Here is a 15,036-nt window from a genome sequence, read left to right on the forward strand (position 1 = left end):
GTCACCGGCAAGACCCCCGGGTGGAAAACGGCGCTCAACACGCTGTCGCTCTACTACGGCGACCGCATCACCCTCAACTAACCAAGCGATCACCGCTCTGCACACAAAGATCCGGACAGTCCCCTGACCCCTAGAGCGCGGCCCGAGACGATGTGGCTCTGACCAGTAGAAACGCGACTGTCGTACCCGTGTCGAGTCTCAGGAGGTGTGTGACAGATCCGGCTCGGGAGGTGGGTGACACTCCGGCTAGATGATCTGTTGTCCTGCTCTGGCCTGACGGTACCGCGTCCTGGTGCTGGGTGCGGTCAGCCGGCCCAGGGGGTTTCTCCCTGCTTCACCACGGTGGTGGCGGTTGGTTGGTCGGTTGGCCAGAGGTCAATCCGATAGAGGAAGTGGTCGCCGAGTTCGGATCCGGTGGTTGGCGCGGCCGGTGGTTCAGAAGGCAGGTATGAGACCCGGGTCCGGTAGCGGCCGGGTGTTACCTGCAGGTGCTGTTCTTGGCCGGGGTCGTCTGCCGGGCCGTAGATGGCCAGGTCACCGTTGGGCAGGTCGAGGTCGGCTTCCACGACGTGTTCGGCGTCCTGCGGGTCTGTGACCGGTGCGGTGAGGTGGAGGTGCAGCGTGGTCTTCACGACGTCGCTTCGGGCGGTTCCGACGGCGATCGAGTGTGGCTCCACGCCGATGCGGTAGATCTGCGAGGCCTCGTGGGTCCATCCCGCGGGAGCGAGATCGGGGTCTGCTCCGTGCGACTGCATCCACAACCCATGGGCCTGGAGATCTTGCAGGTAGAACTGTCCGTGGTCGGCGAGGACGGTGAGGTCGTGGCGGCAAGGCGGTTCGGAAGGCACCAGCAAACCGTACTGAGCTGCCGTTCAGCCCACCCACGTGGTCTGTTTCCGCGTGGCAACGGGTCCCGCCGTCTCGGCTAGATCGCCTGGTCCTGCGCTGAGGTGGTGAGTGCCGCGGTTGTCTCCTCCTGCTGCGCAGGCCCGTTCTGCCGGCCGGTGACCTGCCTGGGCTGTTGCGGCTTGCGGACTTTGAACCGGGCGATCGGTTTGGTGGTGGTGCGGGCGACCTCGGCGACGACCAGGCCTGCGTGGGTGATGCGGAAGGTGCCATCGGTGTCCTCGATCGTGACGGTGGTTCCGGCGTGGCCGATGCCGACGTGGATGCGCTGCCCGGCGATGGCGATCTGGCCGCGGCAGCTGACCCGCCGCTGCACCCGCACCGGCTCACCCGCGGGCTGCGGCTCGGGGCCTGCTGGGCGGGCGTCACGAATCCGGGCCAGGTCGGTGTCGGTGAGCGGGTTGGGCAGGGCCCGCAGCAACGTCCCGGCCTCGGTCAGGTGCAGCAGGGCGCCGTCAATGCGGACGGTTACCCGGCGGCCGGCGAACTGGTAGCCGACCGGGTGCTGGCGGCCGCCGAGCGAGACCAGCCCGCAGCCGTTGACGGTCCGGTCGACTTCGAACGCCTGGCCGGTGCCTGGCCGGGCCGGTTTGGGTGCGGGCTGGATGTGGGTGCCGCCGCCGGCCAGTAGTTGCCGCAGGTGCTGCGCGGTGAGGCGGGAGGGGACTTTCTTGATCCGTGCTCCGGCTGCCAGGAGTTCGATGGTGCCGGTGTCGGCCCGCAGGGTGAGGGTGAGGCCGGCTCGGTGGGTACCGAGCCAGAACTGCTGCCCGCAGACGGTCAGGTTCCCCGACGCGGGGACCACTCGGGTGAACTCCACCGCCAGGTCGACCGGGTCGACCCCGTTCGCCGATATCACCGGCCTGGCAATCTCCACCGGCGTCGGCGTCGGCGTCACCGTCGGCTCGGGCTGGGTTTTCGGCTCGGGTTCGGGTTCTGGGTCGGGGAGTGCCTCGACCGCGTGCAGGGTCGGGGGCAGCCGTAGTGGGAGCTGGTCGTCGTGGCGGGGGCGGAACCGGTCGGCGGGACACTCCATGTCCAGGGCCTGGTGGGGTCGCTGGGTGTTGTACTCGGTGACGAAGGCGTCGATCGCCTGCTGAGACTGTTCCAGGTCGGCGAACGGCTCGTGGTCGTCGAGGAGTTCCCTGCGCAGGGTCTGGTGGAACCGTTCGACCTTGCCGGTGGTGGTGGGTGAGTTCGGGCGGGTCAGCCGGTGGGTGATCCCGTTCTCCCGGCAGATCCGGTCGAACAGCACCTCCCCGCCGCGGCCGAACCGGGCGGTGAACTGCTTGCCGTTGTCGGTCAGCAGCTCATCGGGGATCCCGAACCGGCCCAGTGCGTCAGCGAGGGCCAGGCACACGGCCCTCCCGGTGGGGCGGGGCCACCACGGTGGCGGTCACGCAGTACCGGGATGGTCATCGACCCCGGTGACGACCTTGCATTCGGTGCCGTCGGCCAGCATGACCCCGCCGACGATGTCCATCTGCCACAGCTGCATCGGTTCGCTGCGTTGCCAGCGCTTGTAGTCTTCCCGGCGCCGCCCCCGCGGGGTGACCTGCACCAGCCCGTGCCGCACCAGCACCCGGTGCACCGTCGCCCGTGACGGCACCGGCCCCGGGCAGCCCCGCCGGGTCAGCTCCCACACCAGCCGGCGGGCACCCCACGACGGGTGGTTACGCCGCAGCTCACAAATCAGCGCCTCCACCTCCGGCGCCGTACGGGTCGGCGACGACACCGGCCGCGACGACCGATCCGACAACCCCGCAAGTCCCTGCTCGCGATAGCGGCCCAGCCACCGGTGCACCGCCTGACGCGAGACACCGAAACGGCCAGCGACCTCGGTGACACTCGCCCCCGCCAACACCTGCAGCACGGCCTGATACCGCTGCTCGACCACGCTCAACTCCACCAGCACTCGGCGGAGTGTCACACAGGTCCTGAGAACGATCTGTCACGCAGGTCATGAGACCTGACACGACTGTCGTACCCGCTGGATGAGAAGTTTCTCTACGGTTTCAAGGGCGCCCGCTACGCGGCCGCCGGGCAGCCGCGCCCGGGCCGCGCGCCGGGGATGCGGCCTGTTCCGTCCGGTCCCGCCGCGCGTCCCGCACACGGCCGCCGCTTCTCCGCTAGCTTCCATGTAAACAAAACTGCCATTGGATCAAGTGCTATCACGCTGACGGATTGCCTCTCGAGCGCCATCAGGAAGTGTGTTGAATAGTGCCTCAACTTGGCGTGGGCGAGACACGACATGTTGAACTATCAGGTTCAACATCTCGAACAGAGAAGGAATTGTTTCGACATCCTCCGCGAGAGAGATACTCCCGGGGTGGACGGAATTATTCCCGACTACTCGCAGCACGTCCATCGCCTTCTGGATGGTCGGATCAAGTCCATGCTCGACAAGTCGACCAATCTTCTTGTTGATGGAGCCAGCCCCAGGTTCAAGCTCGTCAACGAGGACCTGAAGTGCGAGGCGAAGAAGAGCTCCGCAACTTCTGGGAGAAAGTTCGTAGACTGCACGAGCTTCCTCATAGATGTCCTGAACCGCTTGAGGCATGTCGGGATTCGGGTCAGGACCACCTACGCTTACCAGGGGGTCCGCCATTTTTTTATCATGCGTCCAGACTGTCAAGATATTGCAGTGTGAACAAAGGCTCCATTTCCATCCCTTATAGAACCGTCCCTTCCCGGCGGTGTAGGGCCAGGAGAGGTCAAACCAGCCATGTGATGTACATACCAGACATTCTGGGCACGTAAAAGCCTTGGCCTCATAACGGGGGGCTACATACTTGCTGTTCACGCCACCTCCTCTCGGGACATCCAGGATGTTAGTGACAAGTCGAAAATCTCGCATCAGGTTTCTTTGCTGTCCCTGCTTCAGTAGTGAGGGCGTCAGCGCGCATAAGGACCGGACAAGTTGTGGATCTTGCTCATATGAACTTGATTGAGGTGGCGCGCTGGCTCGACCCTACGATCGCCACTGGGTGGTTGAGGCTGGCGCGGGGTTGGGGGCGATCGCTGCCGCGCGGCTTCCGATGCTCGGGCCGTGGACGGCCCTGCGCTCCGGGTCCGCTTGCCCCCGGACACCTCGGGCACTGTCACGTGTGGGCAGAGGACTGCTGTACAGAAGAGAAGGAAAGCAACGGCGGCATACAAAGGCTTACGCGATCTTACGGCGGCACAGAGTGGGTTGGGGCGGGGCAGAAGTACGGTCACATCGAGGTGGTTGCTAACGCGGGTGCTAACGGCGGGTCTGGACGGACCCGGACGACGGTGGAACCGAATGGTGTCCGGAGGGGCTGCTCAGCAGGTCAGCAGACGTGTCTGGACGGGCGTGGATCTTGTTCGTGAGACTCGTAATGAATAGGTCATCGGTTCGATTCCGATAGGCGGCTCCCAGCTCAAAGGCCCCTTACGATCTTCGCAAGGGGCCTTTTGCTCAGGGGCTTGGGACGGGCACTCCCGCCGGCAGCAGTCTGGTCGCGTGGATGTGGCGTAGATCAAGAGCTGATCGGCCGCCTGGGCCCTGCGGCCTGTTGCGTGCATGTTCGGCAATGCCGGCGGGATGTGGACGCGGAGAGTCTTCTTGGTACCGATGCTCAAGCAGGTGGGTTGATCTCGGCTGTGGTCAGGTCTGCGAGTCGTTGTGCGGTGTTGAAGTGGGGGGTGAGACGGGTCTTGGTCATGGCGAAGGAGGTACCGGTGGCGGTGTCGGCATAGACGTAGCTGCCGCCACCACCGATCCAGCCGAAGGTGGTGGGTGCCTCGTCCGGCCGAGCCCCGATGCGACCGAGCGGATAGCCGAGGGCCAGCCGCGCGGGGTTACCGAAGACCTGGTCGGTGCCCTCGAAGGCCACCGCCGTCAACTCCTCGAGCTGTTGTGAATCGATGAGCCGACCGTCGAGGACCGCGGCGTTCATGGCAGCGATTCCCCGCGCGGTGAAGGTGCCGACCGACGGGATGTCCGCTTGCAGGATCTCGTGGCTGTTGCCCATGGCCGCGGTCGGTTGCCGTTCCCAGGGCGCAAGAACGGCATCGTCGTCAGGTGGGGCGACCGGCTGCGGTGCGGCGTCTTCGAGTCGTGCCAGTCGGGCCAGGTCGGTTCGGGGCACACCGAAGTACAGGTCGCCGTCGATGCCCAGGGGCACGGTGACCCACTCGTGCAGGAGTTGCCGCATCGGTTTGCCGGTGGCCCGGCGTGCGATCTCGCCGACGAGGAAGCCGTAGGTGAACGAGTGGTACCCCGTCTCGGTCCCGGGTCGCCACCGCGGTTCGGCGTCGGCGATCGCGGCGCAGACCCGCGACCAGTCAGTCAGGTCGGCAGGGCCGATCCCACGAGGTAGCGCCGGCACGCCCACGGAGTGCGTGAGCACGTGTCGAAGAGTCCCGGTCGCCTTGCCGTGGGCACCGAACTCCGGCCACAGGTCGACCACTGGCGTGTCGTATCCGACAGCACCGGTCCTGACGAGCAGGTGAGCGATCAGCGACGTCATGACCTTGCCGGCAGAGAAGCTGAAGAACGGAGTCTCCGGGGTCACCCTGCGCCCGGTCCGGCCGTCGGCGACGCCGGCGACGGCGTCGACAACAAGAGCACCGCGGTGATAAACGGCGACCTGCAAGCCGGTCTCGGCTCCGGTGCCGACGAGGTCGTCGAGAACGCTCTGGACCTTTTGCTGCAGTGCGGACATCGTCGTCACCGGCTCGGCCACGTGTAGCGAGTCTGGCTGGACGTCGGTAGCTTGCCGAAAGCGAATCCGACAGTCGGCGCGACTCGATACAGCCTGGTGTCGCCGGCGATGACGGCCTCGCCCAGCCGATACCAGACACCCTCGGGGCTGGTCAGATGCGCGCCGTACTTCTGCTCGAAGTCCGCGACGGCCTGTTCACGCTCGGAGCGGTCATCCACCACGGATGCGACACCCTCGATGACGACGTCCACACCGGTCAAGGCGTTCGTGCCGGTCGTCAGCGCGCAGCGGGGATTGTGCTCAAGGTTCCGCGCCTTGCGCTCCTCACCACCGGTGGTGAAGCACATGCCGCCCAGACTCCAGGCCGCCAACAACGGCGTCACGTGCGGTCTCCCGTCAGGCCGGACCGTGGAAAGCCAGAACACCTCCGCCTCACCGAGGACCGCCAATGCCGACGCCCACGGCGTCGCCTGCGCGTCTGGAGACGAGAACGGCCCCAGCACAGCATCCGGTTCACTGTCTGACATGTCACATCCTTAGGTCAACGAGCATGCTCAGCCAACCAACACAGCGGGCCGACCATCATGCCTCCGGTAGGTGTTACGTGCCGTCCTGATGATGACCTGAACTCGCCGAGGAACTCATCGGTTGGACGTGCCCGAAGCGGGACTTCCCAGCCCCCCGCGCGCCGGAGCGGGGATCCGATCAGGAATCGAGAAGCGCAGGCCCCCGAGCCGCACCTAACGTGACCGGCATGGACATCACCATCCACGCGAGCTTCCTCCCGCACAACGACCCGGACGCCTCGCTGGCCTTCTACCGCGACACCCTCGGCTTCGAGGTCCGCAACGACGTCGGATACGGCGGGATGCGCTGGATAACGGTCGGCCCCGCCGGCCGGCCGGGCACGTCCATCGTCCTGGAGCCACCGGCCGCCGACCCCGGCGTCACCGGCGACGAGCGCCGCACCATCGCCGAGATGATGGCCAAGGGCACCTACGCCCGCATCCTCCTGGCCACCGCCGACCTCGACGGCACCTTCGCGCGGCTGCGGGCCGGCGGCGCCGAACTCGTCCAGGAGCCGACCGAGCAGCCGTACGGCGTTCGCGACTGCGCCGTCCGAGATCCCGCGGGCAACCTGCTCCGCATCCAGGAGCTGCGCTGAGCCGTCCGGGTGATCGCAGCCATGCCTGCACGGCCGCGTGGCCGGGGCACAGCGGCAGAACAGGCCGAAGCGGAGGAGAACCAGACGTACTCTTCGGATTTGGTTAGATCGAGCCAGGCGACGCCGACGGGACCGCGAAGGCAACCCCGCCTAACACTTGGAGACATGATGAGCATGGCCACGACGCCGGAGACGCAGTCGCCTGCGCTGCACGTTGCCGACAGCCACGATCTGATCCGCGTGCACGGCGCGCGGGTGAACAACCTCAAGGACGTCAGCGTCGAGCTCCCGAAGCGCCGCCTCACGGTGTTCACCGGCATCTCCGGCTCGGGCAAGAGCTCTCTGGTGTTCGGCACGATCGCCGCTGAGTCGCAACGACTGATCAACGAGACCTACAGCGCCTTCGTACAGGGCTTCATGCCGACGCTGGCGCGGCCCGACGTCGACGTACTCGAAGGGCTGACGACAGCGATCATCGTCGACCAGCAGCGGATGGGTGCCGACCCCCGCTCCACGGTCGGCACCGCCACCGACGCCAACGCGATGCTGCGCATCCTCTTCAGCCGGCTCGGGCAGCCGCACATCGGCTCGCCCCAGGCGTTCTCCTTCAACGTCGCCTCGATCAGCGGAGCGGGCGCGGTCACCCTGGAGCGCGCCGGGAAGACCGTGAAGGAACGGCGCAGCTTCAGCATCACCGGTGGCATGTGCCCGCGCTGTGAGGGCCGGGGCTCGGTCAACGACATCGACCTGACCCAGCTGTACGACGACGCCAAGTCGCTCAACGAGGGTGCGCTCACCATCCCCGGCTACAGCATGGACGGCTGGTTCGGCCGCATCTTCAGCGGCTGCGGCTTCTTCGACCCGGACAAGCCGATCAGCAAGTTCACCAAGAAGGAGCTGCACGACCTGCTCCACAAGGAGCCGACCAAGATCAAGGTCGACAACATCAACCTGACGTACGAGGGCCTGATCCCGAAGATCCAGAAGTCGATGCTCTCCAAGGACGTCGACTCGCTGCAGCCGCACATCCGCGCCTTCGTGGAGCGGGCGGTCACCTTCACCACCTGCCCGGAGTGCGGTGGCACCCGGCTGAGCGAGGCGGCCCGCTCGTCGAAGATCGAGGGAATCAGCATCGCCGACGCCTGCGCGATGCAGATCAGCGACCTGGCCGAATGGGTCCGCGGCCTGGACGAGCCGTCGGTGGCGCCGCTGCTCGCCACGCTGCGGCACACTCTCGACTCGTTCGTGGAGATCGGGCTGGGCTACCTCTCGCTCTACCGGCCGTCGGGCACGCTGTCGGGCGGCGAGGCGCAGCGCGTCAAAATGATCCGTCACCTCGGCTCCTCGCTCACCGACACCACGTACGTCTTCGACGAGCCGACCACGGGCCTGCATCCCCATGACATCCAGCGGATGAACGACCTGCTGCTGCGGCTGCGGGACAAGGGCAACACGGTGCTCGTCGTGGAGCACAAGCCGGAGACGATCGTGATCGCCGACCACGTCGTCGACCTCGGTCCCGGCGCCGGTACGGCGGGCGGCGCCGTCTGCTTCGAGGGCACCGTCGAGGGGCTGCGGGCCAGCGGCACCATCACCGGCCGCCATTTCGACGACCGGGCCACCCTCAAGGAGACGGTGCGGAAGGCCACCGGCACGCTGGAGATCCGCGGTGCCAACGCCCACAACCTGCGGGACGTCGACGTCGACGTCCCGCTCGGGGTGCTCTGCGTGGTCACCGGCGTGGCGGGCTCCGGCAAGAGCTCGCTCGTGCGCGGGTCGATCCCCGCCGGCGCGGGTGTGGTGTCGATCGACCAGGGCGCGATCCGCGGGTCACGGCGGAGCAACCCGGCGACCTACACCGGACTACTCGACCCGATCCGCAAGGCGTTCGCGAAGGCCAACGGCGTGAAGCCGGCGCTGTTCAGCGCCAACTCCGAAGGCGCCTGCCCCACCTGCAACGGCGCCGGCGTCATCTACACCGACCTGGCGATGATGGCCGGCGTCAGCACCACCTGTGAGGAGTGCGAGGGGAAGCGGTTCCAGGCAGCGGTGCTGGACTACCACCTCGGCGGCCGCGACATCAGCGAGGTGCTGGCCATGCCGGTGACCGAGGCCGAGGAGTTCTTCGGCGCCGGCGAGGCGCGTACGCCGGCCGCGCACGCCATCCTCGGCCGGCTCGCCGCCGTCGGGCTCGGCTACCTCACCATCGGCCAGCCGCTCACCACGCTGTCCGGCGGTGAGCGGCAGCGGCTGAAGCTGGCCACCCACATGGCCGACAAGGGCGGCGTCTACGTCCTCGACGAGCCGACCGCCGGCCTCCACCTCGCCGACGTCGAGCAGCTGCTCGCCCTGCTCGACCGGCTCGTCGACTCCGGCAAGTCGGTCATCGTGGTCGAGCACCACCAGGCGGTCATGGCGCACGCGGACTGGATCATCGACCTCGGCCCCGGCGCCGGCCACGACGGCGGCCGGATCGTCTTCGAGGGCACACCCGCCGACCTCATCGCCGCCCGCTCCACCCTCACCGGCGAGCACCTCGCGGCCTACGTCGGCACCTGACCGTGTCCCTCACGGAAGAGCACAGGCCACCGCCGCGGGGCCGTCTCGATCGCTGTGGGTGATCGCAGGCGAGCGACAACCCGCGATCGGCCAACGCCCGTCCGATCGGCCCATCCCGCCATGCGGCATCGAAGGTCCCGAGGAATGCCAGGACACCCAACTGCGCACACCGGCAAGCAGCAGCGGCGAGCCAGACGACCGCCGACCGCCGGAACCGCAAAGGAGCATCCACAGGGCAGTCCAGTGTGGGTAGGCCTACGCCTTGGGCCTGGTGAGGCGAGTGACCAACCGGACGATGCCGATCACCGCCAGGACGGGCACACCGATGACGACCAGCAGGATGAGGAGTTCCCAGACTCCGAGGTCGGGCATGCGGCGGGCCTCCGTGATGAGGAGCCGGGCTAAGGCCCGCGCTGTGACGGAGCAATCCGAGTTGTGAGATCTGCTCCAAATGACCTTGAGGTCACAGCAGCCCTTTATACACCTTCGTTCCTCATCCCGCGCCGGCGAAGAATGTCGTCGTCGGCAACGGCATGGCGCTGTTCACCGCCAGGGTCAAGGCGTTCCCCCCTCGCCTGGCGGACGCTGCGATCTGTTTCGGGCCGGTCTATAAGACGCTTCAAACCGTCCCATTCCCACCATTGACTGCGTGTGCCGAGTTCATGGCGCCGAGTCCTGTGCGGGCCGCTGGCCGGATAAGGCCGGACTCTGGACATCGGTGGGCCTACCGTCGCGTGCGGCCATACGGTCCGCCCATGCGCGTCATCGTGAGCACATCGGCCGCACTCCTGGTGCTCTGCGGGTGCGGTGTACAGGATCCGGCGGCAGAGCCCGCGTCACCGGCGACCGCTGCCGTCAAGGCGAAGCCGCCGACCCCGACGGTGGACAGCGACGGAGACTTCCTGGCGGCGCTCATCGCGCTCGACGCGGGTCTGACGTTGGACCGGGACCGCGCACTGATCCGCGCCTGGGACGTCTGCCTGGACATCAAACAGGGCAAGGACGCGGCGGCGGTGGTGAAGAACGCGCAAGTGCGGTTCACGGACGGGCACGTCACGGTCAACCCCGAGCAGGCCAAGGTGATCGTCGCGGCGGCGAAGAAGTACATCTGCTGAGCTGACAAGTCCGGACGTACCGCGCTGTATCCGCTGCGCTACTGCATCACGGCGGTGTGAGGTGTTGGCTTCCTGTGTGAAGGGGGCGCACATGCGAATCAGGTACGCGGCGATCGCGGCGGCACTGCTGGTCACAGGATGCGGAGGAGCGGCGCCGGCACCGGCGGTCACGGTGACCGTTTCGGCCTCCCCGACGGCCGGGCCTCCGGGTGCCGGTGCCGCACCGGTGGCGACGGAGAGCACCGCCCCGAAGAGAGTGACCGCCGCCCCGAAGAAGGTCCGCGTGCCGAACCTGGTCGGCACCAACCACCAGGTCGCCCAGGACACCCTGCAGGCGGCGGGCTTCTACCGGCTCGTCGAGAAGGACGCGACCGGGCAGGACCGCCTGCTGCTGTGGGATCGGAACTGGGTCGTGGTGCGGCAGTCGCCGAGGGGCGGGACGCTCGCCGACCCGAAGACCACCACGGTCACCCTGTACTCGAAGAAGATCGGCGAGTAGTGGCCGGGCACTCGCGCCCGGCCTGAAGGCCGCGCGGTGCGAGCGGTGGCACATCGGCGAACCCTTCGTGGGCCGCCCGGACTGTCCGAGAATAAAAGGGTGCATCCCGCTATTAAGTGTTTGCACGGCAAATGGAGTTGATCTTCCGTTGTAATGGCTTTCGATCACCCTCTCAGGTTGATCATTTCGGACATTTACTACGGATATTTTTTGGGTGATCAATGGGTTGCCATGCAGGTGATTCACTCTGAGAGAATGGGTAGGTCGAAGGAGTCCGGGGCCTATTCAAAAGCTCATCGGAACCAAATTTTGCCTTTCTGGGAGAGAAAAGATGCGTGGTCACCGCATATTGACCCTGTTCGCCGCCGAAGCGGCGGCGATGTTCGCACTCTGCGCCGCGACGTCCATTCCTGCCGTCTCGAGCGCGTCGGCCGCCTCGGTCGAGCACCTCAAGGCGGCCTCATCGATGAGCGTCGATCGGGCGCCCAACTACGGTCGGCTGTACGAGCCCGGTCCGGATGGAGAGGACGGCGACCTGCACAGTCGCGACGAGCGCGAGCGCGATCGCGAGCACGACGCGAACCGGAACCGCCAGCAGGACGACACGGCGGTCAGGGTCAAAGTCCGCCAGCACACCAAGAGCAATTCACGGCACCGCTCGGGCCACGAGCACTACCGGCCGCCGGTCTGCTTCCACTGCCACCACCGCCACTACCGCGCCAAGCCGCGTGTCTACCGGGCGCCTGTGCAGCAGGCCCTCCCGGTCACGGGCGGAAACTCCACGAGGATGGCGGTGGGCGGCGGCGCGGCCGTGCTGACCGGTGTCGTCCTGCTGTGGCTGTCGTCGGTCCGGCGGCGTGAGCTGACCGGCTCGAAGTCGGCTGCCGGCGCTGCGGCTTGATTCCGTAGTCCAGCGCGGAAGCAGGATCGAGGTGTGGGTGCCCGGTCGCCGAGGGGTGGTCCGGGCGCCCAAAGCCATTCGGCCCACTGTGCCGATGCAGTGGGTGTTCGAACTCAGGTGGCAGCGGGCCCCGACAAGAGTAGCCATCTTGCCGGGGCCCTCGATGTACCACCGTGCTGCACACGCCAGCGCCGTTTAAGAGAGCGGATCAGTCCTTAGTCCGTTGTGTTCTGCCTTTGAACTACCGCGGCATGAGTGGCGCCGCAGGCCGGACTTGAACCGGCATCCAACGTGCTCGTCCGCTCCCGGTCGATCTGGCGATCGGCGGAGAATGCTGAATCTGGAGCGAGAGCCTGAGTTTGACGGGCTGCCTCTGCCGATTGGGCTACCCGGGCAGGTACCCGGGGGAGGGATCGAACCTCCACTGTCGCCACGATTCAGGTTGAGCCTCATCTTCAGCTTTGCGCCCCTCATGGGACGCGCCCCCGCGCTCCGGCGGGGGAGTCTATGGAGTTATCCGAACAGGTAGCCGAACACCTTGTCGCCCACCCGCTGGTCGACGACCTCGATGGCGTTGGCTTCTTCGCGAGCGTACTTGACCGCGTCCTGGAGCTTCACCAGCCGTTCGGTGAGTTCTTTGAGCCGTGCGGCCTGAATGGCACCGGAGAACTTCGTGGTCGTCCACTGACCCACGATCTCGTCCTCGTGGTAGACCTCGGTCTGTGCCGGATGCTCCTTGGTCGCCTCGTACTTGACCAGGACCTTCGGGACCTTGCGGGTCCGGTTGGTCTTGACCGGCTCGGTGCGCCAGGAGTCCGCGGACTCGTCGCGCGACCACACCTCGGCGGCGTCCAGGACGGGCAGCTTCGACAGCAGCGTCTGCACGTCGACGAGCTGCTTCTCCAGGAAGAGCAGGTACGACACCGGCAGGTCCGCCAGGATCGTCACCCCGTCGACCTTCACGTCGGCCTTGGCCTCGCAGTTCGCGATGTCCTTGGTCGCGACGACGTCGAACAGCTTGGTGAGCGCCGTGGCGACATCGGACAGCACGGTCTCGGCGCTGATCTGGACCCGGGTGGACTCGGCGGGGAGCTGCTCGCCGTCCTCGTTGCCCGGCTGGTACACGCGTGAGATCCCGGACAGCAGGGCCGGCTTCTGGAGCGCGTGGTAGACGTCGGTGATCTCTCGTAGCGTCCGGGCCTTGACGCCCTTCTCCGCGGCGATGATCTGGTTGAGCTTTGCCACGATTCCTCCCGTGATCAGGCTCGAACCGTACCGGGCTCACCGCCGTGACGCATCTGGAAATCCGGCCCGCGGGAGATCGGCGAACTCGGCCTGGTGCGCGACGAGCCGCTCCCGCCGGAGCAGGTCGCGGACCTTGTGCCGAACCCCCAGGTCGGCGGTTCTCCTCAGCCATTCCAGCGGAGTGGCGCCGCACAGCCGCCGGAGCGCCGGGCTCCCGGCGAGCAGATCGGAGATCAGCTCGTGCTGGCTCCGCAGGGGCCGCGGCGAGCCCAGGCCGTCGGTGAGGCAGCCGTGCCGGCTCACATAGCAGTACGGGTCGGACAGACGCCCCCCCGACGGCAGCGACAGGGTGAACGGGTCCGTGGGCAGGCGGACGCGGTGGTAGTTCGGCTCGGTGTCGTCGAGCGCGGCGAGCTGGTCGTCGTCGAGCCACAGCACGACCAGTGTCGAGACGGCGGCCGGGTCGGCGACGGGCGTCGCGGGGAGATAGCCGGGCCGGCTCACATGCGCGGAGACCCCGGCGCGGATCCCGCTTGCCTCGGCTCTGATCATCGGCAGGGCCACCCGGACGTCCCTTGTGGTGAACTTGGCATGGATCTGGGCGGGGGCGGCGTTGCTGCCGATGGAGACGACCACGTGGCGTTCGGAGACCGCCGGCCGCCCCAGCTCCCGCAGTACGTCGTCGATCCCTTGCGCGCCGGGGCCGGAGCTCCCCGGCACGGCCCACCCGCCGAGCGGGGTACGGGCACGTGGGCTGACCCGCAGATAGAGATCGTCCACGAGCAGGCCGGACCACCCGGCCATCCGGCCCGGGTAGGTGAGCGGATCCGCCAGCGGGCCGGTGGCGATGCCGAGCGACTCCAGGCTGCTGCGCCAGGAGGACACGGGCGCGGAGTGGCCCGGCAGCGGCGGCCGCCGGCCGGGGACGCGGGACGTCACGCCGGCGGCACTGCGAGGGCGCCGGGCCCCTTGAGCGGGCTCATACCTTGATTTCGGCGGGGGGACGCCGGCCGGTTGCACGAGCCCGTGCCGGGCGCTGCTCTCCTGCCCACGTCGGCCGGACCCCGCTCAGAGGCCGAGATCGTCCAGCTCCTTGAGCAGGGCGGCGGCGCTGCCCGGGGCCGCGGGCTCCCCGGCCCCGGCGGGCGAGCCCTGCCCGGACTTCCCGCCCTTCACGCTCTTCGCCGGGGCGGCGGGCACCACGCCGGACCTGCGGTCACCGAACCTGCGATCGCGGAAGATCCAGCCACCGAGGACACCCGCGACGAGGCCGAAGAGATGTCCCTGCCAGCTGATGCCGTTGGCGGGCAGCAGCGCCGTGAACTGGTAGGCGAAGCAGAGCGCCATGACCAGGCCGATCACGATGTCGACGGTGTGCCGGTCGAAGATGCCGCGCACGATGACGTACCCGAGGAAACCGAAGACCAGGCCGCTGGCGCCCACGGTCACGGTGTTGGTGGGGGAGGTGAACCATTCGCCCAGACCACCCACGATCACGATGAGAAGGGTCAGCGCGAGGAACTTCTTGACCCCCCGGTAGGCGGCGAGGAACCCGAAGATGAACAGCGGGCCGGAGTTGCCCTCGATGTGCGCCCAGCTCCCGTGCAGCAGCGGCGAGGTGAAGATGTCCGGCAGGCTGCCGACGTCCCGGGCGCGGACCCCCAGGTCACGGCTGAGGTGGTAGCCGAGCGCCCAGTTCATGATCTGGACGCTCCAGATGACGGCGAGGAAGGTGACCATCACCCACAGTGCCTTGCGGGCCTCGGCGATCATCGCTTCCGCGCTCGGACCGTTGCTCGCCATCGCCACTCCTCGGCCGTCCAATCCTCACATGAGAGTACGCACGATGACCGCGGGAAGTTTCCGACCGGCGTCCCGAAGTCCGGTCCGGAACAGGCCAGAACCGGCCCCAGCACCCCCCTCCACTTCCGTGATCATGCAATCGTTCGACGAAC

12 protein-coding genes and 1 pseudogene are annotated in these 15,036 nt (G+C 67.4%); 5 read left to right on the forward strand and 8 right to left on the reverse strand.

Annotated elements, in window-relative coordinates:
* Positions 1-305 precede the first annotated feature (305 nt).
* The 5 genes and pseudogenes from ACRYCC_RS00005 to ACRYCC_RS00025 all read right to left on the reverse strand — a co-directional run bounded on the left by ACRYCC_RS00005 (position 306) and on the right by ACRYCC_RS00025 (position 6,124).
* Complete coding sequence (locus tag ACRYCC_RS00005; protein WP_433807295.1) at positions 306-848, reverse strand: hypothetical protein; 543 nt, start codon at positions 846-848, stop codon at positions 306-308.
* A 200-nt stretch (positions 849-1,048) separates the two neighbouring features.
* Positions 1,049-2,809: pseudogene (locus ACRYCC_RS00010) on the reverse strand (IS481 family transposase); the annotation flags it as partial.
* Between the two features lie 258 nt (positions 2,810-3,067).
* Positions 3,068-3,709 carry a DUF4145 domain-containing protein gene (locus ACRYCC_RS00015; protein WP_433807297.1) on the reverse strand — a complete coding sequence of 214 codons (642 nt, stop codon included), beginning with the start codon at positions 3,707-3,709 and terminating at the stop codon, positions 3,068-3,070.
* Between the two features lie 799 nt (positions 3,710-4,508).
* A complete protein-coding gene (locus ACRYCC_RS00020; RefSeq protein WP_433807299.1) occupies positions 4,509-5,618 on the reverse strand; it encodes a serine hydrolase domain-containing protein in 1,110 nt (369 codons plus the stop codon).
* Positions 5,603-6,124 (reverse strand): pyridoxamine 5'-phosphate oxidase family protein, encoded by a 522-nt coding sequence (locus ACRYCC_RS00025; protein WP_433807301.1) that lies wholly within the window; start codon positions 6,122-6,124, stop codon positions 5,603-5,605. Before ACRYCC_RS00025 ends, ACRYCC_RS00020 begins: the two co-directional genes overlap by 16 nt.
* Positions 6,125-6,351: 227 nt before the next feature.
* Here ACRYCC_RS00025 and ACRYCC_RS00030 point away from each other — a divergent pair, with 227 nt between their 5' ends.
* From ACRYCC_RS00030 to ACRYCC_RS00050, 5 genes are all read left to right on the forward strand, one after another.
* Positions 6,352-6,762 carry a VOC family protein gene (locus ACRYCC_RS00030; RefSeq protein ID WP_433807303.1) on the forward strand — a complete coding sequence of 137 codons (411 nt, stop codon included), beginning with the start codon at positions 6,352-6,354 and terminating at the stop codon, positions 6,760-6,762.
* Positions 6,763-6,930: 168 nt separating this feature from the next.
* The gene (locus ACRYCC_RS00035; protein ID WP_433809877.1) at positions 6,931-9,321 is read left to right on the forward strand and encodes an ATP-binding cassette domain-containing protein; all 2,391 of its coding nucleotides are present in this window, start codon (positions 6,931-6,933) and stop codon (positions 9,319-9,321) included.
* A 755-nt stretch (positions 9,322-10,076) separates the two neighbouring features.
* Positions 10,077-10,436 carry a DUF732 domain-containing protein gene (locus ACRYCC_RS00040; RefSeq protein ID WP_433807305.1) on the forward strand — a complete coding sequence of 120 codons (360 nt, stop codon included), beginning with the start codon at positions 10,077-10,079 and terminating at the stop codon, positions 10,434-10,436.
* Between the two features lie 91 nt (positions 10,437-10,527).
* On the forward strand, positions 10,528-10,935 hold the full coding sequence (locus tag ACRYCC_RS00045; RefSeq protein WP_433807307.1) for a PASTA domain-containing protein: 408 nt from the start codon (positions 10,528-10,530) through the stop codon (positions 10,933-10,935).
* A 349-nt stretch (positions 10,936-11,284) separates the two neighbouring features.
* Positions 11,285-11,836, forward strand: coding sequence for a hypothetical protein (locus tag ACRYCC_RS00050; protein WP_433807309.1), 552 nt, complete (start codon positions 11,285-11,287; stop codon positions 11,834-11,836).
* Between the two features lie 513 nt (positions 11,837-12,349).
* On the opposite strand, the gene ACRYCC_RS00055 is transcribed toward ACRYCC_RS00050, so the two are convergent.
* The 3 genes from ACRYCC_RS00055 to ACRYCC_RS00065 form a co-directional block, all read right to left on the reverse strand.
* A complete protein-coding gene (locus tag ACRYCC_RS00055) occupies positions 12,350-13,081 on the reverse strand; it encodes a DUF7873 family protein (RefSeq protein WP_433807311.1) in 732 nt (243 codons plus the stop codon).
* Between the two features lie 36 nt (positions 13,082-13,117).
* Positions 13,118-14,020 carry a hypothetical protein gene (locus tag ACRYCC_RS00060; protein WP_433807313.1) on the reverse strand — a complete coding sequence of 301 codons (903 nt, stop codon included), beginning with the start codon at positions 14,018-14,020 and terminating at the stop codon, positions 13,118-13,120.
* 129 nt (positions 14,021-14,149) lie between these two features.
* Positions 14,150-14,884 (reverse strand): rhomboid family intramembrane serine protease, encoded by a 735-nt coding sequence (locus ACRYCC_RS00065; RefSeq protein ID WP_433807315.1) that lies wholly within the window; start codon positions 14,882-14,884, stop codon positions 14,150-14,152.
* Positions 14,885-15,036: the final 152 nt, after the last annotated feature.

The sequence above is a fragment of the Actinomadura scrupuli genome (genome assembly GCF_050971785.1).
GTDB classification, from domain to species: Bacteria; Actinomycetota; Actinomycetes; order Streptosporangiales; family Streptosporangiaceae; genus Actinomadura_E; species Actinomadura_E scrupuli.